The organism is Devosia sp. GW821-FHT12F11 (assembly GCF_058806655.1).
In genome coordinates, this window is record NZ_JBXAPX010000009.1 from 296540 (window position 1) to 316056 (window position 19517).

Annotated in this window: 26 protein-coding genes; 16 read left to right on the forward strand and 10 right to left on the reverse strand. The window is 63.0% G+C overall.

The features are described from left to right. Positions 1-208 precede the first annotated feature (208 nt). Positions 209-724, forward strand: a complete 516-nt coding sequence (locus AC1ROK_RS24810; protein WP_492851908.1) for a toll/interleukin-1 receptor domain-containing protein — start codon at positions 209-211, stop codon at positions 722-724. Between the two features lie 82 nt (positions 725-806). Here the strand turns inward: AC1ROK_RS24810 and AC1ROK_RS24815 are convergent, their stop codons facing one another. After that, a complete protein-coding gene (locus AC1ROK_RS24815; protein WP_492851910.1) occupies positions 807-1406 on the reverse strand; it encodes a hypothetical protein in 600 nt (199 codons plus the stop codon). A gap of 152 nt (positions 1407-1558) precedes the next feature. Between AC1ROK_RS24815 and AC1ROK_RS24820 the strand changes: the two genes are divergently transcribed. From AC1ROK_RS24820 to AC1ROK_RS24835, 4 genes are all read left to right on the forward strand, one after another. Then, a complete protein-coding gene (locus AC1ROK_RS24820) occupies positions 1559-2044 on the forward strand; it encodes a TIR domain-containing protein (protein WP_492851912.1) in 486 nt (161 codons plus the stop codon). A 2-nt stretch (positions 2045-2046) separates the two neighbouring features. Beyond that, positions 2047-2694 (forward strand): Nmad2 family putative nucleotide modification protein, encoded by a 648-nt coding sequence (locus tag AC1ROK_RS24825; protein WP_492851914.1) that lies wholly within the window; start codon positions 2047-2049, stop codon positions 2692-2694. A 76-nt stretch (positions 2695-2770) separates the two neighbouring features. Next, positions 2771-3997, forward strand: coding sequence for a nucleoside triphosphate pyrophosphohydrolase family protein (locus AC1ROK_RS24830; RefSeq protein WP_492851916.1), 1227 nt, complete (start codon positions 2771-2773; stop codon positions 3995-3997). After that, positions 3994-4680 (forward strand): uracil-DNA glycosylase, encoded by a 687-nt coding sequence (locus tag AC1ROK_RS24835; protein WP_492851918.1) that lies wholly within the window; start codon positions 3994-3996, stop codon positions 4678-4680. The genes AC1ROK_RS24830 and AC1ROK_RS24835 overlap by 4 nt, the downstream gene beginning before the upstream one ends. A gap of 20 nt (positions 4681-4700) precedes the next feature. Here the strand turns inward: AC1ROK_RS24835 and AC1ROK_RS24840 are convergent, their stop codons facing one another. From AC1ROK_RS24840 to AC1ROK_RS24855, 4 genes are read right to left on the reverse strand one after another with little or no spacing between them, the layout of a single operon-like run. Continuing rightward, complete coding sequence (locus AC1ROK_RS24840) at positions 4701-5258, reverse strand: toll/interleukin-1 receptor domain-containing protein (RefSeq protein WP_492851920.1); 558 nt, start codon at positions 5256-5258, stop codon at positions 4701-4703. Further along, entirely contained in the window at positions 5245-6069 is an 825-nt protein-coding gene (locus AC1ROK_RS24845) for a hypothetical protein (RefSeq protein ID WP_492851922.1), read from the reverse strand. Before AC1ROK_RS24845 ends, AC1ROK_RS24840 begins: the two co-directional genes overlap by 14 nt. Then, on the reverse strand, positions 6066-7256 hold the full coding sequence (locus AC1ROK_RS24850; protein WP_492851924.1) for a toll/interleukin-1 receptor domain-containing protein: 1191 nt from the start codon (positions 7254-7256) through the stop codon (positions 6066-6068). Before AC1ROK_RS24850 ends, AC1ROK_RS24845 begins: the two co-directional genes overlap by 4 nt. Before the next feature lie 11 nt (positions 7257-7267). Further along, a complete protein-coding gene (locus AC1ROK_RS24855) occupies positions 7268-7582 on the reverse strand; it encodes a TIR domain-containing protein (RefSeq protein ID WP_492851926.1) in 315 nt (104 codons plus the stop codon). A gap of 308 nt (positions 7583-7890) precedes the next feature. Between AC1ROK_RS24855 and AC1ROK_RS24860 the strand changes: the two genes are divergently transcribed. The 6 genes from AC1ROK_RS24860 to AC1ROK_RS24885 all read left to right on the forward strand — a co-directional run bounded on the left by AC1ROK_RS24860 (position 7891) and on the right by AC1ROK_RS24885 (position 12930). Next, positions 7891-9966 carry a mechanosensitive ion channel family protein gene (locus AC1ROK_RS24860; protein WP_492851928.1) on the forward strand — a complete coding sequence of 692 codons (2076 nt, stop codon included), beginning with the start codon at positions 7891-7893 and terminating at the stop codon, positions 9964-9966. Between the two features lie 185 nt (positions 9967-10151). Further along, a complete protein-coding gene (locus AC1ROK_RS24865; protein ID WP_492851930.1) occupies positions 10152-10487 on the forward strand; it encodes a hypothetical protein in 336 nt (111 codons plus the stop codon). 198 nt (positions 10488-10685) lie between these two features. Beyond that, positions 10686-11072 (forward strand): GFA family protein, encoded by a 387-nt coding sequence (locus AC1ROK_RS24870; RefSeq protein WP_492851932.1) that lies wholly within the window; start codon positions 10686-10688, stop codon positions 11070-11072. 633 nt (positions 11073-11705) lie between these two features. Further along, positions 11706-12059, forward strand: a complete 354-nt coding sequence (locus tag AC1ROK_RS24875; protein WP_492851934.1) for a DUF4189 domain-containing protein — start codon at positions 11706-11708, stop codon at positions 12057-12059. 11 nt (positions 12060-12070) lie between these two features. After that, positions 12071-12487 (forward strand): hypothetical protein, encoded by a 417-nt coding sequence (locus AC1ROK_RS24880; protein ID WP_492851936.1) that lies wholly within the window; start codon positions 12071-12073, stop codon positions 12485-12487. Between the two features lie 23 nt (positions 12488-12510). After that, positions 12511-12930 carry a hypothetical protein gene (locus AC1ROK_RS24885; protein ID WP_492851938.1) on the forward strand — a complete coding sequence of 140 codons (420 nt, stop codon included), beginning with the start codon at positions 12511-12513 and terminating at the stop codon, positions 12928-12930. Between the two features lie 10 nt (positions 12931-12940). Here the strand turns inward: AC1ROK_RS24885 and AC1ROK_RS24890 are convergent, their stop codons facing one another. From AC1ROK_RS24890 to AC1ROK_RS24900, 3 genes are all read right to left on the reverse strand, one after another. Then, the gene (locus AC1ROK_RS24890) at positions 12941-13489 is read right to left on the reverse strand and encodes an AAA family ATPase (protein WP_492851940.1); all 549 of its coding nucleotides are present in this window, start codon (positions 13487-13489) and stop codon (positions 12941-12943) included. Between the two features lie 45 nt (positions 13490-13534). Further along, positions 13535-13996 carry an NUDIX hydrolase gene (locus AC1ROK_RS24895; protein ID WP_492851942.1) on the reverse strand — a complete coding sequence of 154 codons (462 nt, stop codon included), beginning with the start codon at positions 13994-13996 and terminating at the stop codon, positions 13535-13537. A 97-nt stretch (positions 13997-14093) separates the two neighbouring features. Continuing rightward, positions 14094-14531: a PPC domain-containing DNA-binding protein gene (locus AC1ROK_RS24900; RefSeq protein WP_492851944.1), complete on the reverse strand. Its 438-nt coding sequence runs from the start codon at positions 14529-14531 to the stop codon at positions 14094-14096. A 179-nt stretch (positions 14532-14710) separates the two neighbouring features. On the opposite strand from AC1ROK_RS24900, the gene AC1ROK_RS24905 reads away from it, so the two are divergent. Then, positions 14711-15418, forward strand: coding sequence for a gamma-glutamylcyclotransferase (locus tag AC1ROK_RS24905; protein WP_492851946.1), 708 nt, complete (start codon positions 14711-14713; stop codon positions 15416-15418). Between the two features lie 207 nt (positions 15419-15625). Beyond that, positions 15626-16066: a hypothetical protein gene (locus AC1ROK_RS24910; protein WP_492851948.1), complete on the forward strand. Its 441-nt coding sequence runs from the start codon at positions 15626-15628 to the stop codon at positions 16064-16066. A 55-nt stretch (positions 16067-16121) separates the two neighbouring features. Here the strand turns inward: AC1ROK_RS24910 and AC1ROK_RS24915 are convergent, their stop codons facing one another. Further along, entirely contained in the window at positions 16122-16436 is a 315-nt protein-coding gene (locus AC1ROK_RS24915; protein ID WP_492851950.1) for a DUF1905 domain-containing protein, read from the reverse strand. A 220-nt stretch (positions 16437-16656) separates the two neighbouring features. Here AC1ROK_RS24915 and AC1ROK_RS24920 point away from each other — a divergent pair, with 220 nt between their 5' ends. Both AC1ROK_RS24920 and AC1ROK_RS24925 read left to right on the forward strand, forming a co-directional pair. Then, the gene (locus AC1ROK_RS24920; protein WP_492851952.1) at positions 16657-17076 is read left to right on the forward strand and encodes a VOC family protein; all 420 of its coding nucleotides are present in this window, start codon (positions 16657-16659) and stop codon (positions 17074-17076) included. 115 nt (positions 17077-17191) lie between these two features. Next, positions 17192-17539, forward strand: a complete 348-nt coding sequence (locus AC1ROK_RS24925) for a helix-turn-helix domain-containing protein (protein WP_492851954.1) — start codon at positions 17192-17194, stop codon at positions 17537-17539. 18 nt (positions 17540-17557) lie between these two features. On the opposite strand, the gene AC1ROK_RS24930 is transcribed toward AC1ROK_RS24925, so the two are convergent. Continuing rightward, entirely contained in the window at positions 17558-18361 is an 804-nt protein-coding gene (locus AC1ROK_RS24930; RefSeq protein WP_492851956.1) for a phosphodiesterase, read from the reverse strand. A gap of 132 nt (positions 18362-18493) precedes the next feature. Here AC1ROK_RS24930 and AC1ROK_RS24935 point away from each other — a divergent pair, with 132 nt between their 5' ends. Continuing rightward, on the forward strand, positions 18494-19516 hold the full coding sequence (locus AC1ROK_RS24935; protein ID WP_492851958.1) for an LLM class flavin-dependent oxidoreductase: 1023 nt from the start codon (positions 18494-18496) through the stop codon (positions 19514-19516). Position 19517 lies beyond the last annotated feature (1 nt).

Sequence of the window (19517 nt, forward strand, 5' to 3'; positions counted from 1 at the left end):
CGGTCATGACGAACAAGAAAGCCCCGGACTCCCGGGGCTTTCTGCTTAATTCCTGAATGAATCAGTTTACGCGCTTCGATTGCGGTGGGACGGGGGCTAATGAATGCAAGCACGGGTCGCAACCGCACCGCAACTAAGGCGCCGCGGCCGGGCATTTGCCAGGGACCACTCAGTTTCGGTAGACACCGCACTAGCACTACAAGCTCAAGTGGACTCGCCGAAGTACGACATTTTCCTTTCGCAAGCGATCCGCGACAAAGAGATCGTGCTCGGCGTCTATGCCACTCTTGTTGAAGACCTTGGCCTTAAGGTCTTCTGTGATTGGCTGGAGGACCCCGACAACGATCACGCCGCAACCACCTCGCGAGAGGCAGCGCGTCTGAGGGAGAAGCTTAGCGCTTCGACTGCGCTTGTCTTCATCGACTCTGATCACGCCGCCGCCTCGACATGGATGAGTTGGGAGATCGGTTGGTTTGATGCAGCAAAGGGCAGAATATGTGTTCTGCCGGTTGTCGAAGACGTTGGCCAGGACCACAGGGGCCGTGAGTTCTTGGGCCTATATCCAGTAGCGATACCCGACGAGCAACGCTCCTTCATGGTGAGCGTGCCGCTGAGCAAGGTCGCTGCTGGGTACCCAAGTGGCACTGCGCTTGGCATAGCGACGCGACTGCCTATGGCACTGTGGGCATCAATGGATCAATTACCGAGCTACTTCCTCCGGTAGAGGACCGATAGTCACTGCGTTACCAAGTCGTACATCTTTGCACGATAGGCTATCAGCTTCTTGTTGACCTCAAGCATCTCGGCTACCAGCTTGTCGTAGTCGGGAAGCGCTTCTGGATGTCCTGAGGGTGTTCAAGAGCATCCTTGTCCCTCTCGAGTTGGTTTGCATACCAACGCCGAAACCGCGCTTGCCATTTCGTTAGGTGCGGCCGAAGCCCCGTATTGAGCACTTCGATCGAAAGCTGGATGATTTTACGGGTTGAGTCTTGGCGCACCTTCACGACCGGGACGTCCTTCACCAGCTCGCGTGTCACGGCAAAGAATTCGTACCAACTGTTGTAGATTTCATCGATGACGTCGTCATCTGGGTCGATCTGCAGTCCAATCTTGCGAGTGCTCAGCTCCACCCAGACCCTGTAGGCAACTGTGCGATCAAGATCGTTCGCTCTCAAGGTGATCTTCTGATCGCCAAGGCCGAATTCTGCTTCCTCGATCTCAAACTGTGGCAGGCGGCGCTGGAAAAAGTAGTAGCGAGCCAAGAATGCAAGCACTACGGCAAGAACCAGCAATGCTACCACTACCATGTTTATGTGGACGCTTAGACCAAAATCTTTGTCGAGTGCGATCCGGATGTAGTCAGTTGTCGCCAGCGACGCCGGCTGCGCGCTAGTGCCTTGATTCATGCCAGACAGCTCCGTTTGCGCCCAGAGCCTCTAACAAGCTCGAATGCCAAAGATTTTCTCTTCCAGCTCTTTACAATAAATCAGGCCGACACAACATACCGCGCGAGGACCAAAAGGTGAACAATCGTTAGTGATCTTTTCGAGGAGAAACCATGGCGTCGCGCCGTCACGTATTCATCAGTCACCACCATGCCGACGATCAGGCGGTGACGAACATGACCAACATGTTGTCTCGCAACGGCTACGAGATCCGCAACAGCTCAATCAGGGCGAAGCCCGCCAACCAGGAGCGACTGAACAAGGGGTTGGTGAGCGACAAGACGATACAGCGTTTGCTGCGCATGAAGATGAGCTGGGCTTCCACGGTCATCGTCGTTATCGGAAAGAACACCGCTCAACGCCCTTGGGTCGACTGGGAGATCAACCAGGCGAAGCGCCAAGGCAAACGAATCATCGGCGTTTACGAACGCGGAGGAACAGAGAACGACAAGCCGGCGGCTCTTGAGCAATACGCCAGCGCCATCGTCAACTGGAACGCAGACAGCATTATCGCTGCAGTGGAAGGCACAAACACCTTCGAGAATCCTGGAGGCGGTGACCGGGCACCAGTCCACGCTGCATCCACGTCTCGGTGCTGACGATGGCAAAAGTCTACGTGTATGTCATCGATCGGGACTTCGGATTCGCTCCCAACCCTTTCCATGGGACCTGCACCCTAGCGACATGCAAGCCCAGGATACGCAGTGTGGCCAAGGTAGGCGATTGGGTAGTGGGTGTTGGCGGGTCGGCCCTGAAGGCAACTGGCAAATGCATCTACTTCATGCAGGTGACTGGATCGCTCTCGTTCAACGAGTACTGGTCTCATCCGGACTTCAAGGCGAAGCGCCCCGCCCGCAACGGCTCGCAGATGGCGATGCTGGGCGACAACATCTACCATCGCGAGACCGAGGAGGACCTATGGACGCAGGAAAACTCGCACCACAGCAATGAAGACGGCACCCCGGAGTGGTTCAACGTGGAGAACGACACCGGCACGGACCGAGTATTGTACTCGAACAAATTCGTCTATTTCGGCCGCGACGCGATCGAGATCCCACGGGCCATCCTCGACGAGATCGACTACAAGAACGGTCGCAATCATCGCACGTTCTTCGACTGGCAGTGCGGCCCTCTGCTGGACTGGATGGAAGAAAAGGGGCGAGGCAACTGGAATCTTGTGCTCGCCGATCCCTACCAGTTCGAGAACAGCGCTGCTCGCTACTCCAAGCAGACGAATAAAGTAGCCTGAGATACATTTTCTATCCCACGAACGGCTTGCAGGCCGGAGCTCGTGACTTCAGCATCTCGGTTGGGAGGATGAGTCGATGACGGTTGATGCACGATCACTGATGCGCCAGCAAGGCAGCCTGTTCACGGATGACGACGCGCCGCTCGCCCTCAACGAATACCAGCAGTTCACGCAAAGAACAGACAAGAACGGAAAACCTAGCATCGATGGTTTGGGCTTCGTTCTCCTCGGTTTGTTCGGCGAGGTGGGAAGTCTGCTCAGCGCGCTGAAAAAGAAGCAGCGCGACAAGGAGTCGTTCTCGTCCTATCACGACGAGGTCATCGAGGAGTTGGGCGACTCCTTATGGTACTTCTCAAACGCCGCTTTGCGCGCTGGCCTGAACCTGTCCGATATCGCGGAGCGCGCTCGGCTTTCTCTGGCAGACTGGACCTATCGAGGCAAAGCCGGCGCCACGACCTTCGTCGATCTGCAGCAACACGACATTCCATTTGCCGAACCAGTCGCTGGCGAACAGGTCGAGGCCAGCCTTTTGGCCTTGGCGGGCAGAGTTGGGATACTCCTGTCACATTGGAGCGGTGGCCAGATTCGCGACAATGGCGACCAGCTCTCAGCCGATTTGGTGGAGATCTTCCGAGCACTGCTGATATCCGCCGACGACGCCCAGGTGAGCCTCGACACCGCTGCGCGTCAAAACGTCATCAAGACTTTCGGCCGATGGCCCGAGCAGAAGAACTGGGGCGGGCTATACGACACCGACTTCCCGGAATGGGAGCAGTTGCCTCGTACAATGCGGGTCGAGTTCATCGAACGAACCCACGGTTCGCGCCAGCAGGTGGTGATGAGGTACAACGGCGTCAACTTGGGCAGCCCGCTGACCGACAACCGGCAAGAACCGGACGACTACAGGTATCACGACGTCTTTCACCTAGCCTTCGCGGGGATACTCGGATGGTCCCCTACCCTTCGCGCCTTGCTTCGCATCAAACGCAAGAGCAATCCGGTGGTGGACGAAAACGAGGATGGCGCGCGAGCAAACATCATCGAAGAAGGGATCTCGACCTGGATCTTCAACCATGGTTTGCGCCACGGCGCGTTCAAGCACGTAAAATCCCTGGATTACGGGTTGTTGAAGGCTGTCCGCGAGCTCGTGACCGGGTATGAGGTTGCGCAAAGGCCGCTGTGGCAGTGGGAGCATGCGATCCTTGAGGGCTTCCGGGTCTTTCGAGAGCTTCGCGAACACCGCAACGGCGTCGTAACAATCGACCTCAACGAGCGAACCATCATGTTCGAAAAGCTAGAATGACTGCGCGTTCGCCCGTGGCCAATAACTTCGTGGCGATGGTCGCAGATCTTAAGTTCGACAACGCGTTCAATCCCTATTCTGACACATGCGCCGACTTCGATCGGCCCGACGCGGCGGCAATACGGCGTGCCAACTTGGCGGCCGCTCTGGATGCGGCACTCGCAAACGGCGTGGATAGCGTCTGGATAGCGCGCGACCTGGGCTATAGAGGAGGCCGTAGGACCGGCCTTGCGCTGACAGATGAAGCGCACTTGGAAGCCCATGCCAGCCTGCTTGGCGCAAAGGACTTCAAACGCTCGACCCTGGGGCCCGTCGCGGCGGAGCGCACTGCGACGGTGATCTGGCGTATGTTGATGCAGATCGGGAAACCGGTGTTCTTGTGGAACGTGTTTCCGCTGCATCCCCATGAGCCAGGCCATCCCATGACGAACAGGTCCCACACGCGCGCGGAGAGACATGCATGTCGACACGTGATGGTGACGCTGTTGGACTTGCTTGCGCCTCAGTCGGTCCTCGCTATAGGGCGTGACGCCGAAATCGCGATGTCCGACCTCGGAATCCATGCCAAGCAAGTGCGTCACCCTAGTTATGGTGGACAACCGGAATTCATCGACGGCGTGTCGAGGCACTACGGCTTGAAGGCTAGTGTATCGGCGGAAGAAACATTGCCCCTATTCGGCTAAAAGCTCTGCCCTGTCGCTCTTTAGGATCGGAGCCACTCCGATAGTTCGGTCGCCGTGTTCTTTCGTTGGTCAAGCACCATCCACACGCGCTTCGATTCCCCTTGAAGATCGCCCCAAACGATGCGGTCATAGAGCCCCAAGTATTCCCAGGTGCTCCACGTGATATCGTTCTGCGATTCCACTGCGGGTAGCACGGCAACACGGCTGAGGCCTTTGGCCTGATCAGCTATTCCTAGTTCCCATGGGACCCAGCGGCTGTCCTTGCTGTTGTTCGAAGCGAGGAGCACGAACTTTCTGGACTGCTGTATCCTCTTCTTCAGCTCTGTTGCGGTGCCCTTGTTCGTGTAAGGCGGCAGCCCAGGGTCCTTCTTGTCGATGTAGACAGTAGCACCATGCCCTCTCAACAGTCGAACCGCTCCGACCACTAGCTCCTGATCCTTGCTCGAATGTGAAAGAAACGTCGCTCCTTCCGGACTTCGATCCTCTGCTGTTTTCCTGACGGAGGCCTGCTCGGTTAGGTTCAGTTCGGCCGCGAAGCGGAGAAGATCGCCACGGGTCGGGTAGTCAATCACGGCCATCTCGGTGGCTCAACCTAAGCAGCCCTCGGAGGATCAAAGCGACGGCCTGATCGACATGAACCGTTCGCGCCAAGGTCTCTATCTCGGCCTGCTCCAATCCGTTGGCCATGTCCGTCCATTTCCAGACCGACAGCTCTTTGCGACCGGCCCAATCTCCATCTGCGGGGATACCCGGCATCAAGCCCATGTCCGCGGCAATGTCCCTCGCGCAGCCTCCAAACCCACCAAGCAGATACAGCGGCTGCTTTCCCTTCAGAGCGAATTCGGTCTCCTCGGCGATGCCCGGCATCCGCCCCTTGAACTTCGTCACCCGCCCACCAAGAACGACTCGGCCGTGGATGGCATCAGTCTGCGCCCGCCTCATGGCAGTGAGGCTTTCAGCCCAGTCTTCGTCGGAAAAATCAGAACTGGCGGCAACGACATCGGAATTCGGGACAACCGGTCGCCCATCCCTGTCCAAGCAATAGAGTACGCCGAGCCCCTCGAGATCATCCTGCAGGCCTGCTAGATACTCCCTCGACTTCATCGAATGGACCGGCCAGGGAAGGTAGTTCGAGACTGCTGGCCTGGTGTCGCCCACATCCGCATCTCGCCTGTGGCGCGCTACCAGCTCGAGCAGGAGCTTGGTGAACCCGTTGTCGCGCAGGTCTCCTCCGTAAGCCAGACGCGCCCCCATGGCCAATAGGTGGCGAGAAATCTCGGTCATAGCGTCGCGAAGATGCTCCTCGGCGAGGCCCAAGACTGCCAAGTCGTCGCTCTCCGAGATCGATATGGCGATCGCCATCTGGCTGAGTGGTTCGCGGTAAGTCATGGGTGCACTCCAGACTGAGCAATCCACTCGGTAATGCTCCTGAGCTTCACCCAAGGGGCGATGACCTCGAATAGCCGCTGCTCTTCCGAACCAATGGGAGGATCGGGGTAAACAAGAGTGACTTTCGCTTGAGCCTCGCCGTCGAGGGCTGCAAGAGATATCAGTTCCGGCGGACGAGGCAGGAATACGGCGCCATCACCGCCGTCGCGCTGCACCATCTCGACGCGGCAACGCCACAGGAAGTCCTTGAGGACTTCATCCAGCAATCTGCCAACTATGTTGTCGATGCGATCAAGCAGAATGGGGTCCATACGGACCAGGGGCACATTGCCAAGATAGGGAAAGCCACGCTCGTCCGCATCCTGTATGCAGTTCGCTACGACGAGGGGGACGTTGTGCCGCTTCGCTTCGATGATCTCTCGACGACACCACTCCCTTGATGAGAAGCTGTCCGTGTGGATCGCTACCACGGCACTGACGCGTACTTGTGCCAAGAGGATTCGATCGAACCGCGTCCCGGTGGGAATATCCTTGACGTCGAAGAAACTGCTGAAGCCCTGTCCATCATGCAACGCATCTCGGACGACCTTGGCGATGCGTTCGCCGTCCGCGTCATGCTTCGAGTGACTGAGGAATATCTGAACCTTCTGCAAGTAGCCGAGCAGTTCCTCGTCCTCGGTCAGCGGCCGCTTCAGGCGCTCGAGATAGGACCGAAGCATCCGGCTGAACTGATAGGTTAGGTCGGTGGTCAGCTTCTGCAGTTTGGCTTGGGGCTCTTGGATGTGCGTCCAGTGATCCCATCGAACTGCCTGCTCCACGACGCCAGCCTTCGTGAGCGATGAATCCATGGCGACAGGAAATACCATCGCTCGCATGCCGGCGTCTTCGCTCGAAGCCTCCACCGACTTCAGCCAAGCCATGTATTCCCGGGACTTCGCGAACTCTTCGTCGAAAAGCACCACAACGGCAGAAGTCTCGCCCTCCTCGAAATCGATCGCCAATGGAGCACCTGTGGCAGCTTTCGCTACATGGCGATAGACGACACTCAGTCCTGCGCCACCGGCAATGTTACCGAAGTGCTCGCGTCGATAATGGTCGAACAGGTGCTTGGCGATTGTCGGTCCAAGTTCGAAGTCCGGATGCCAAGCTACATAGACGATCAAAAACGGGCGCGTGGGAATCGGCATGCAGGTCTCCTTCAAGCGTTGCGCATGCGGCGGGGGCGAGAGTTGTCGATCAACGAAGAGTTCTTCGAGTTCGCAGTTTCGATCAGGCTGACCAAACTGTGTCGCCCTTGGGTTATCGTGGCCCAATCGGTCCATACGGCATAGCCGGAATTGACGTTGTCAAACAGACGATCCGGAACCGGGTACAGACCGTTCTGCATCGGAGAAAGCGTTGGCAACCGCACGCCGATGAGACCGTGGCCCTTTTGCAGTGTGGCGTCGATTTCCCAATCTACATATTTGCGCAGGCCCGGGCGCATCCGCGAGAGCGCCGCAGGCTCGGACATCAATCTTACGCGCGAGGAATGGTACCGCCTGTTCCGCGCCGCCGGGCACACCCTGCCGTAACCGGCACCGGGAGGCCAGACACACCCTCCGTTGCTTCGACCAGATCATCGCCGGCAGGCGTATCCAACCGGCACGGGTCACATTGCCAATGGTTATCGGGGGACGGGACGACGCTGGTCGGACCGTCCCGTAGCGCTTTAGGCTAAGCCTCGGCACGATGCTGACAATTTGCTCGCCCAAGGGCTAGTACACAGCCCTTTCGATTCCGCGCATCTGCCGCCCGGATGGACCACACGGAGACTACACCTTGAAGCAGCTGATCGCCGTTATTCTCGTCATGCTGTCGATCGGCAGCGCCGGTGCCCAGCAGGCGGCCCCTGCCCCGGCGGCTTCGTCCGAGGCCGTCGATCGGCTGATCGTCGTGCTGGAGGACCCCGTGCTGCGAGAGCAGTTGCTCGAGCATCTGCGATCAACGCCGACCGATGCGCCGGCAGCAGCAGCCGGCGGGGAGGAAGCCGACAACCGTGCGAGCACCGGCCTCGTCGGAGCCCTGTACCGCTGGTCCGACGAGCTCGTCACCTCGCTGCCGACCGCCACCTTCGGCGTGCCGATCGATCGGAAGCTGGCGCAGGCCGGGACGCAGATCGGTAGCCGGGTGCAGAGTGGGGTCAGCAGTGGGCAGTTGCTGCAGTTCCTGCTCTGGGCCCTGCCCGGCCTGGTGATCGTCGCCGGCATCGGCATTGGCCTGCGCCGGGTTACGCGCGGTTTGGTGCAGCCGACAAAACCGGTGCGGAAGCGGAAGCTGGCGATGGGGTTGATGCTGAAGGTGGTGCTGGCGGCGGCGGCAGCGCTGTTGGTCGCGGTGCTGGCGAGCCTGTTGCCGGTGCCGAAGGTGGCGAGCACCAGTTTCAATAGTCTCGCGATTGGGATTCTCCTGGCGATGCTGACGGCCGACCTCGCGACGTCGGCGCTGTCCGGGTTCGGCAGCGCGCGCAGCGTGCGGCTGATCCGCTATGGCCAGCGCCGGTTCTACCCGTGGTGGCTGGCGGTCGCGAGCTTTGCCACCTTCGCGGCGCTCAGTTCCGACCCGTCGCTGCGGCAAGTGCTCGGGTGGTCGGCGGCCGATTTTGTCGGGCTAATCCTCAACTGCATCGCCGCGCTCACCATGCTGGCATTTGTGTCGCGGCACCGGGTGGCGCTTGGCCGGCTGATCTTCGGCGCCGCAGCGCGCGCTCCGGTTTCGGACAATCCGATCCGCAACGCTACCCGGCGCCTCGCGCGGCACTGGCACCTTCTCGCCTATGGCTTTCTGATCCTCAGCATTTTCAGCCTCCTGGCCGGGCAGCGCGACAATGATGTGCTGAGCCAGATGCTGTGGTCGTTCGCGGTGGTGCTGGCCGGCATGGTGACGATCGCCGTGCTGCACCGGCTCACCTCGTCCACGCCGCCGCGCTACCGCTATCAAAGGCATACCCTTCGTCAGATCGTGGCCGGCAAGATCCTCAGGCTGTTGCGGGTCGCCGCCGACGCGCTGACCCTCTTTGCCATGGCGATCACCATTGCCGGCGTCTGGGGCTTCAACATCTGGGGCTGGCTCACCGGTGATGGCCGCGTAATCGTCGGCCCACTGTTTGCCGCTGCCACCGTTGTCGCGGTGGCCTGGTTGATCTGGGTGACGCTCGATGCCTGGATCGCCACGACCCTGGCGCCGAACCCGAACACCCGTCCGGGCGCGCAGCGCTCGAGCCGGCTGCAGACGCTGTTGCCGCTGATGCGCAATGGCGTGCTGATCCTGCTGGTGGTGCTGGGCGGCATTGCGGTGCTGGCCAATATCGGGGTCGACGTGACGCCGCTGATCGCCGGCGCCGGTGTGTTCGGCCTCGCCCTGAGCTTTGGCTCGCAGCAGCTGGTGCAGGATGTCATCACCGGCTTCTTCATCCTCGCCGAGGACACGATTGCCGTCGGCGACACCATCAGCACCGGCGATCGCACCGGGGTGGTCGAGAGCCTGTCGCTGCGCAGCATGCGGCTACGCGACAGCGATGGGGCGCTGCACTCGATTCCGTTCTCGACGGTCAAGGCGCTGAAGAACAGTTCGCGGAATTTTGGCGTGCTTCGCCCGCGCTTCACCGTGCCGAGCGGCACCGATCCGCTGGCGGTGATCGACGAGATGCGGACGGCAGCCACCGAGCTCAGGGCAGACCCGAAATTCGCCAAAGCCATTACCAGTGACATGCACGACCTGGGGATCGACGAGATCAATGCCGGATCGGTGGTGGTGAGCGGGTCGCTGCGCACCAGTCCGGTGCGGCAGCCCGAGATTGCCCGGGCCTTCAACGGCCGGATGCTGGCCGGGCTCGCCGAGAAGGGCATTCGGCTCTAGCGCCAGGCCCGATCGGGCCGCTGCGCGACGACGACAATGATCAGCGCCGACGGCCGTTGCCGAGACAGCCTCGCCAACCTTGCGCGGATGTAAGGTGGCGGACAGGGAGGTGTAAGCGCTCGGACCTACGGTCCTCGAGGCCGTCAGACGATTGGTCGACCCGGCCGTAACCGATTGGAGTTGTCATGCGCAATTTTGTCCTCCCAGTTCTGCTCGTTGCCGCCCTCAGCGCCTCGTCCGGGGTAATGGCTGCCGGCTACGGTAGCGGCGGCACCATGGTCGCACCTGCCGCCCCTGCCGCCCACGCGCCCACCGTGGCGGCCCGGGTGCACTTCAAGACTGCCCGCGGCACCGTCAAGCTGCTCGACGCCAAGGCGTGCACCGTCACCCTCACCAGCAAGAACGTCTATCAGTTCGGACCCAGGTGCGACTTCTCCAAGCTCAAGGTCGGCGAGAGGGTCTCGATCAAATGGGCTCCGAGTGGCAAGGTCCGCGACGCCATGTCGATCGCGACCCGTTGAATCTGTGAAGGCGGGCGGAAGACGGTTCGAGCAAGCTCGGCGTCTCCGCCCGCGCTCCATATTGCCGAGCGGGTCGGCCCGGCGCGACAGCCCTGAACCCCGCCGCGTATTCAAGGTCGGATGCCGGCCGGCCTCGCCGAAATGGATATTCGGCTCTAGAAAGGGCGCCATGCGGCGTCGCCGACCGGGAGCCACACCATGCCCACCGCCTCCTGCCTCTGCGGGGATGTCCGCCTCACCACCTCTGGCGAGCCGTACCGCACCGGGATCTGCCATTGCCTCGACTGCCGCAAGCACTCGGGGAGCTTGTTCGGGGTGTTCGCGATCTTTCCGGCGGATGCGGTGACCATCGAAGGCGCGACGCACCAGTATCTGGGGCGGCATTTCTGCCCGCGCTGCGGGTCGTCGGTGTTCTCTCAGTCGGATGACGAGATCGAAGTGCATGTGGGGGCGTTCGATGCGCCGGACCAGTTCAAGCCGAGCTATGAGCTCTGGACCATCCGGCGCGAAGCCTGGCTGCCGCCCTTCCCGCTGAAGCACCGCTATGAGCGCAACCGCGAGGGCGGCGGGCGCAGCGAGGATTAGGCTGGGGACCTCCTGGGAAGAGCAAGTCGGCCTCCCCGCTTACATCACCCACAGGGTCACTCCGGCGAAGGTCTATGGGCGCTAAGTTACGATCGCCCCCACCCACCGGCTGTCATCCCTGCGAAAGCAGGGACCTCGCGGCGAGGGCTTTTTGCCCTCGTCCGCCATCCATCCATCTGCGCGGGCAGTGACTTGGGTCCCTGCTTTCGCAGGGATGACACCGAGTTTGGGGCTCTGCCGGGTGGCAAGTTCGCCCATCGGCGCCGCATCCGAGCAGTGGAAATCACCTGACCTTAGCGCGTATGGGCGAAGGCCGGGGCCCATCCTCAGGTTTCTTGGCGGACCACTGCCCGCCAGCGCCGCCCATATCAGGGCTGGCATTCAACTCGGTTCACTAAGGGCATCTCAGGATGGACCCCGGCCTCCGCCGGGGTGACACCGTGGTTGGGGTGGGTCGGTGCCTGAGCGCTGCGGGATCAGTATCTGAGCCTGGACGGGATGCCACCCCCAGCCACTGCCTGACCGATATTTCCCGCCAGAATTTACCCTATCCGCAGGCTGCACTGGCGGCGCGAAGTCTTACCCCTTAGCGATACTTCATACGCAAGTCATACTTACGCCTTGGGGGATAATATGAAGCATCTGATACTGGCGGTTGCCTGCAGCCTGTCGCTGCTGGCGCCGGTGCCAGCCATGGCCGATTGGGCCGTGGCGCAGGCAGCGCCGGGCGGCAAGCCCTTTGTCCAGCGCTTCCGCTCGATTTCGTGGGCCAGCGACGTCACGCTGGAGGCCTGCCGCAAGCAATACCAGAACTGCAAGGTGGTGGCCTCGGGATCCAGCGGGTGCCTGGCGATTGCGACCACCGGCAGCAAATGGGGTGTCGGCAAGGCAGGCAGCAAGTCCCGCGCCCACGCCGCGGCGCTCAAGGCCTGCGACGCGCTCGGTGCCGGGCCCTGCCGCATCGAAGACGAGTTCTGCGGTCAATGAGGAACCCCGCCATGCGATTGATCCTTGCCACCCTCATCGTCCTCGCCGGCGTCGGTGTGGCGCTCGCCGCGCCCAAGCTCGCCAACCAGACCATCATGACCTACAGCCCCGGCCACGGCACGCAGGTGGAATACTACGACAAGCAGGGCGGCACCTGGCTCTGGTACCCCGGCAACAAGGTGGTGCTGCCCGGCCGCTGGAAGACCGAGCGCGGCAATATCTGCTTCGGCTACACGTCCAACAGCTACAACCCCGTCACCGGCCACAGCGGCGCGGGCTGGGAATGCCAATCGCTGAAGATCTTTGAGAGCGTCGTGGTGGAGCGCGCCGCGGGCGACGTGTTCGGGCTCGCGAAGCGCCAGAAGCCGCCATTCTCCCTCCCCAAACGCCGCACCAGCATCGAAGCGCTGACCAAGCGCCTCAAGTAACCCCGAGCACTGGAGCATCCACCATGCGACACAATTCACGCCTGTCCACACTTCTTGCTGCCCTGGTTCTCGCGACCAGTGCGGGCATTGCCACCGAGGTCGCCGCCAAGGGCGGCGCGCAGCTGCTGCCCAAGAGCTCGCTCTACACCAAGGTGAGCACCGCCTCGACCAAGGACGAAATCAAGGCGATCTGCGCCGAGATCGTGGCCCGCCAGGATGCCTCAGCGGTCGGCCAGACCGATGCCTCGCACCTCTACATGCACGGCATGATCATGGGCGTCAGCTGCCTCAAGGTCGATTACTTCAAGGCGCTGGTGCTCGCCCGCGAGTCCGGCGACGCCTTCACCCTCAAGGCGGCCCTGACCTACATCCGCGATCGCGCCGCCGGCGGCAACGCCAAGGCCATTCGCGCGCTGGAGAAGTACGAGAAGGCCTACGACTAGGAGCAACAGCTCAGCCAGCCAGCGCCTCGGTCAGGCGGCGCACCCGCTGCTCCCGGGTCCCGGTGATCTCGACCACACGCGGCCCGTCGGCCAGCAGCCCGAGATCATCCTCGCGCAGCATGATCTTGAGCCGCGCATCCACCCGCTTCCTGAGCTTGGGGTACTCGATCGCCACTTCGATCTCGTCCGGGCTTTTCAGCGGCACGAAGGCGACGAGGTCGAGCGACGCCAGCGCATCCTCGATGCGTTTCAGCAGCTTGCCGTCCGGGCTCCATTCAAAGCCCTCAGCCGCGCTCAGCACCTCGAGATAACCGATCAAATCGAGAGGGCAGCGGTCGAACACGACGTTCGCCTCGCTGGTCGCCAGAAGCAGCGCGCAGCTCTGCTTCAGCTGCTCTTCGAGGTCGGCGACCGATGGCCCATCGGCGAACACTACCCCCTGCTGCACCAGCAGCCAGTAGGGCTCCGGCACCGCCTCGTAACCTGCAGTAGCTGAAACGAAATCCTCAACGAGCGTGGACTTGCCACTGCCGTGCGTGCCGGTCACCGCGATGCGCATGGGCCTTCCCCTTTTGGCCTCCCTGCCATCACTCGCGCCAGAAGTCTATGGCCGGGTATGCGCCCGCAACGCATCAACCAGAACGCGCTGTCCCAGATGCAGTTTGGTCCGCGCTTCGTCCAACCCGAACCACCCTGCCCGGTCGACTTCGGGAAAGCTCTGCCGCTGTCCGGAACGCGGCGGCCACTCCATCTCGAAGCTGTTGGAGATCAGCGCCTGCGGGTCGAAATCCCCCTCGAGCGCAAACGCCACCAGCTGCTTGCCGCTCGACAGCTTTAACTCGCCGAGCGGCGCCAGCGCGCCCTCCGGCAGCGTGCCCACCTCCTCGGCAAATTCCCGGCGTGCGGCCGCCTCCCGCTCCTCGCCGGGATCGATCAGCCCCTTGGGGATCGACCAGGCCGCCTCGTCCTTCTGGGCCCAGAACGGTCCGCCCGGATGCACCAGCAACACCTCACGCCCGTTGGGGCCATGCCGATGCAGCAGGATTCCGGCTGAGATTTCGGGCATGTGGTAGCTCCTTGGCCTTCTCAGCTGAGCTGAACCCCAGTGTCGCCTCCCCGCAGGGATGACCCCGAGTGAGCGGCGGTCATGGTGCCCGACCGGCCTACATCCTTATCAGCGCCACGCCGCTCTCGGCGTCGACGCGCTTGCGCAGCGCGCCGGGCGACTCAGTCAGCACCAGTTCCAGCGTCGGCCGCACCACGCCGGCCTTGAGATGGCCTGCGAGCGCGCTGCCGTCGCGGCGTCCCAGCACCGCATGCACATGCACTGCCGGCTGGCCATCCGGCCCAAGGGCAATGTCACCACTGAGTGATGCCACCTCGACCTGCTCCTCGACCGGGATCGGCAGGTATTCCTTCAGCTCCCAATCGAAGAAAGCAAGTGTCGCCCGTTCGAAAGCGCCGATTGCGGTGAAGCTCGCGGCATCCAGGCCTGCTTCGCCGGCAAAGCGGGTGAGGCAATCGATCGCCTCGTCACCGGTCTCGAGCACCATCACCCAGGTCGCCTGACCCGCTACTTCGTGGATGCGTCGTGTCTGCATGGAGGCCTCCTGTCGCTGCCCCTGGGCAACGCCGGCTCGGCCGCTTCGGTTGCGACCTGCGTCGAAACCGGGTCGCCCGCCCGAGAGCAGTTCCGTACCAGCAGTACACTTGATCCCCCGCGCCGCTCTGGGCATATCCGACCCAATCCCGGCGGGGGGCGACCGCTTGGAGTTGGACGATGTCCCTACGCCGCTCCGCCATGGAGCTGACTGCTGAACTGGTTGCGCTGGTCGAGCGCACCGAGCCCGATCCGGGCCCGATGCCCGGCCAGCCCGACCCCACCGAAGCCGACCTCGACGCCACGGCCGCCGCGCTGCTGGCCAACCGTCCGGATGGCCCGTTGTGGCTGTTCGCCTATGGCTCGCTGATCTGGAAACCGGAGCTCGAACATCTCGAGACCCGCCAGGCGCGAGCGCATGGCTGGCACCGCCGCTTCTGCATGCGGCTGACCCGCTGGCGCGGCACCCGCGAGGTGCCGGGGCTGATGATGGCGCTCGATCGCGGAGGCTCGTGCGCGGGCCTGGCCTACCGGCTGCCCGATGCCGATCCGCATGGCCAGCTGGTGCGGCTGCTCGTCCGCGAGACCGATAGCCGGCGCCCGACCAACGTGCCGCGCTGGATGCGGCTCGCAACACCGAGCGGGCCGCTCCATGCGCTGGCCTTCGTCGCTTCGCCTGAGGGCGCCAACTATGCCGGCCGGCTGCCGCAGAGCGTGGTGGCGCGCACCCTCGCCCGCGCCGCCGGGCACTGGGGTTCGGGCGCGCAATACCTCTACAACACGGTGACGCAGCTCGAGGCGCACGGCATCCGCGACCGGAACCTGTGGGCGCTGCAGGCGCGTGTCGCGGCCGAAATCCGCCGCCTCGCGCTGCCGCTCGCCGCCTGATCGGTGACCGGCGCCGGCCCCCGGGGCCGCGCTGGTCACATCTTCGGGACCGCCGTCATTGCGGCGGCTTTGCGGCGCAGCCTCACTCCACCAGCAGGACCAAGGCAGGAGCCGGCGGTCGCCTCGCGAGCCAAGCGTCAGGCACAAGGGACACCAGGGCAAGATCGGCCTTGGCTGCCGCTGTGCCCAGGCCCGGAGGAGGTCCCCATGAAGCACCAGACACCTGAACAACTGCGCGAGGCCGCCGCGATCGTGGCGGCGAACCCGCTCACCACCATGACACGCAAGGAACGGCTCAACCGCTGGGCCGACCTGCTGGAGGTACATCCCGGCTCGATTGAGGCGCTCTATCGCATCGAGTACCTGAGCGAGGCGGATCGTCGGGCATATCGAGGGAGCGAAAGCACGCCGCTCGCCATCGCCTTCAGTGACCCGGTCCTGCGTGGCGATGGCCTGCGCGGCAACACGCTCGGCGACGCCATGGACTACTTCGCGATGAATGACGAGGATGCCCACCGGCTGCTGTGCGATTGCCACTATATGGGCTCGCTGACCGGCCACAGCCTCGCCGCACGACTCCGCCGTTACGCCGGCGGCGGCGGCGGCGGCATGATGGCGTGGGCCGAGAGCATCTTCGCCGGCCGCTAAGAGCATCGTCAGAGCCGCTGGCCCGACTGACCGGCGGCTCTGCCCGAGCAGCATTCTAGTCCCGGAACTGCAGCGGCACGTAGCCGCCGCCGATGGTCATTTCGACATCGATCTGGTCATCGGCGGTGACACCCAGCTGGTTGCGCACTACCTGCTTCAGCGGCAGCAGGTAGGTGTCATCCTTGGGGAACAGCGAGGTGGTGAAGGTGACGCCGTTGATCGTCGCTTCCACCGGGATGACGCCCCAGCCATAGCTCGCGGCCTTCTTCACCTTGCCGATCTCGGCGCCGATTTCCGTGGGGATGCGGGCGTAGAAGAACGGCGCCGGGCCGCGCCAGTAGATCACCGTCGCCCTGAACTGCAGCTCCATGCCGGTCTCCTCCGCGAGGCGAAGTAGAGCGGACGGTCAAAGCACCCGCAAGCCCGCGCGTCTTGTTCTCGTCACCGCGGCTCACCTAGATCGTTTCTCCGTTCAAGTGGAACGGCGAAGCGATCTCAGTCTTTGATTCTGGCGCGCTTTCGAACCAGAAAAGTCTGCAACTTTTCCTGAAAGCGCTCTAGCCTCGGCTGAGGCAGCACGGGAGGAAACCATGCCGACGCGCCTCAATCCCTATCTCAACTTCAACGGCAACGCCCGCGAGGCCATCGAGTTCTATCGCTCGGTGTTCGGCGGCGAGCTGACCATCAGCACCTACGCCGAGGGCGGCATGCCGCACGACCCCGCCGACAAGGACAAGATCATGCACGGCCAACTGATCTCCTCCAGCGGCTACTGGTTGATGGCAGCCGACACGCCGCCTGGCATGCCGCACACCCCAGGCAACAACATCAGCGTGTCGCTCAGCGGCGACAATGAGGCCGAGTTGCGCGGCTATTGGGACAAACTCTCGGCCGGCGGCAACGTGATGATGCCGCTCGCGAAGGCGCCATGGGGCGACAGTTTTGGCATGCTGAGCGACAAGTTCGGCATTTCCTGGCTGGTCAACATCACCGGCCCCGGCAACGCCTGACGCCGCGCCCGGCGTAAACTATCCGCGCAAATATCTCCGCTCCGACGCAGCGGAGATACTTGCTGCCGCCTGACCCGCATGCCAATCGTCGGCAATGTTCTCAGGGGGATATTTCATGCGTCGTACGATACTTGCCGCAGTGCTGCTGCTGGCAGCCGTTTCATCCGTTGCCGCAGAGACGCTGCCAAGCTGCGAGCAGGTCCTCGCCGATGCCAACAAGAGCCGGGCGCACAAAATTCAAGCGGCGCTGCTCTATTACCATGGCAAGCAGATGGGGAAGCGCTGCGTGACCGTCGACTACGTCAAGGCGATCACCATGCTCAACGAGGCCGGCGATACGAGCGACGCGGCCTCGCTGGTGAAGGACCTCTCGTCGAAGGCCAATACCGGCAACCCCAAGGCGATCAACGCCCTGGAAAAGCTCGAGCGGCTTGGCCTCGTCAAGAAGGTGCGCGTCGAGTAACGCGCACCCCGGCACCGCTTACTCGGCGGCAGCCGCCAGCACGATCTCCTCGTTGCCGTCGACGAAATCCTCGAACAACACCGTGGTGCGGTCCTCGGTGCCGATTACCACGGCCATCTGGCCGGGGCCGGTGAGGCGGCGGATCGGCTTGCCGGGCTGGTCGACGTTGAAGCTCACCGAGTAGTGACCACCGGCCAGCGTGGTGAACGGGATGCCGCGATAGGTGGCGGTCGAGGTGACGTGCACGTGGCCGGCGATCACCTGGCGGATATCGTCATGCGTCGCCAGCGCCTCGAGGAACGGGCCGTCCTCGAGGATGCGGATGGTGTCGGAGCTGATATGCAGCGCGTTGGCGTTGTGGTGGAGGATGACGATCACCGGCTTGTCGGCGGCTTCCGCCAGACGGGCCTTCAGCCAGTCGATCTGATGCGCCTCGAGCACGCCATCGACACGGCCCGGCTCGGACGAATCGAGCAGGATGATGCGGTAGCCCTTCACATCGAGCACCTTGTCGACATGGCCGGTCTCGCCGGCGAAATCCTCACCGAACACGGCGAGGAAGGTCGGCCGGTCGTCGTGGTTGCCGAGCGTGATGTGCACCGGAATGGTCAGCTTGGCGAGGATTGCCTGCAGCCGGCGATAGGCCGCGGCCTGGCCGAGATCGGCGAGATCGCCGGCGAGGATGCAGAAATCGGCATCGGCATAGCGGGCATTGATGGTTTCGACCGCGACTTCCAGCCGGGCGGCGGTATCGAGCGTCATCGACAGCTCGCCCTCCGGCACCAGGTGCAGGTCGCTCATCACGATGAATTTCAGTGTCACGGCAGTGGCCCCATGGTTGATGGCGGGCCTCCTAACTGCGCCGGATGACCGGCACGTGACAGACGCCGACGACGTTGATCCCTCTCCCTTGCCGTGACATCTAGGAGGTCCGGCAACGCTAAGGCCAATACCATGAAGAAGATCGGTTTCCTCTCGTTCGGGCACTGGACGCCCTCGTCGCAATCGCAGACCCGATCGGCGGCCGATGCGCTGCTGCAATCGATCGAGCTGGCCGTGGCGGCCGAGGAACTGGGCGCGGACGGCGCCTATTTCCGCGTCCACCACTTCGCGCGCCAGCTCGCGTCGCCGTTCCCGCTGCTCGCCGCTGCCGGCGCAAGAACCAGCCGGATCGAGCTCGGCACCGCCGTCATCGATATGCGCTACGAGAACCCGCTCTACATGGCTGAGGATGCCGGCGCCGCTGACCTGATCGCCGGTGGGCGTTTGCAGCTGGGTATCAGCCGCGGCTCGCCCGAGCAGGTGATCGATGGCTACCGGCATTTCGGCTATGTGCCGGCCGAGGGCCAGACCGATGCCGACATGGCGCGCGGCCACGCCGAGGTGTTCCTCGATGTGCTCGGCGGCGAAGGCTTTGCCCAGCCCAACCCGCGGCCGATGTTCCCCAACCCGCCGGGCCTCTTACGGCTCGAGCCACATTCGCCGGGGCTCAGGGACCGGATCTGGTGGGGCGCCGCGACGACGCCGACCGCGCAGTGGACCGGCAAGATGGGGATGAACCTCCAGAGCTCGACCCTGGTGATGGCCGAATCCGACAAGCCGTTCCACATCCAGCAGGCCGAGCAGATCGCAGCCTTCCGCGCCGCCTGGGCGGAAGCCGGTCACACGCGTACGCCGCGCGTCTCGGTCAGCCGCAGCATCTTCCCGCTGGTCACCGATATGGACCGCGCCTATTTCGGCGGCGAGGGGCGCAGCCAGGATCATTTCGGCTATATCGAGCCGGGCAAGCAAGCCGTGTTCGGCCGCAGCTATGCGGCGGAGCCGGAGCAACTGGTCAAGGAGCTGGCCGAGGACGAGGGGATCAAGGCGGCCGATACGCTGCTGCTGACGGTGCCCAACCAGCTGGGTGTGGCCTACAACGCGCATGTCATCGAGGCGGTGCTGAAGCACGTTGCGCCGGCGCTCGGCTGGCGCTGAG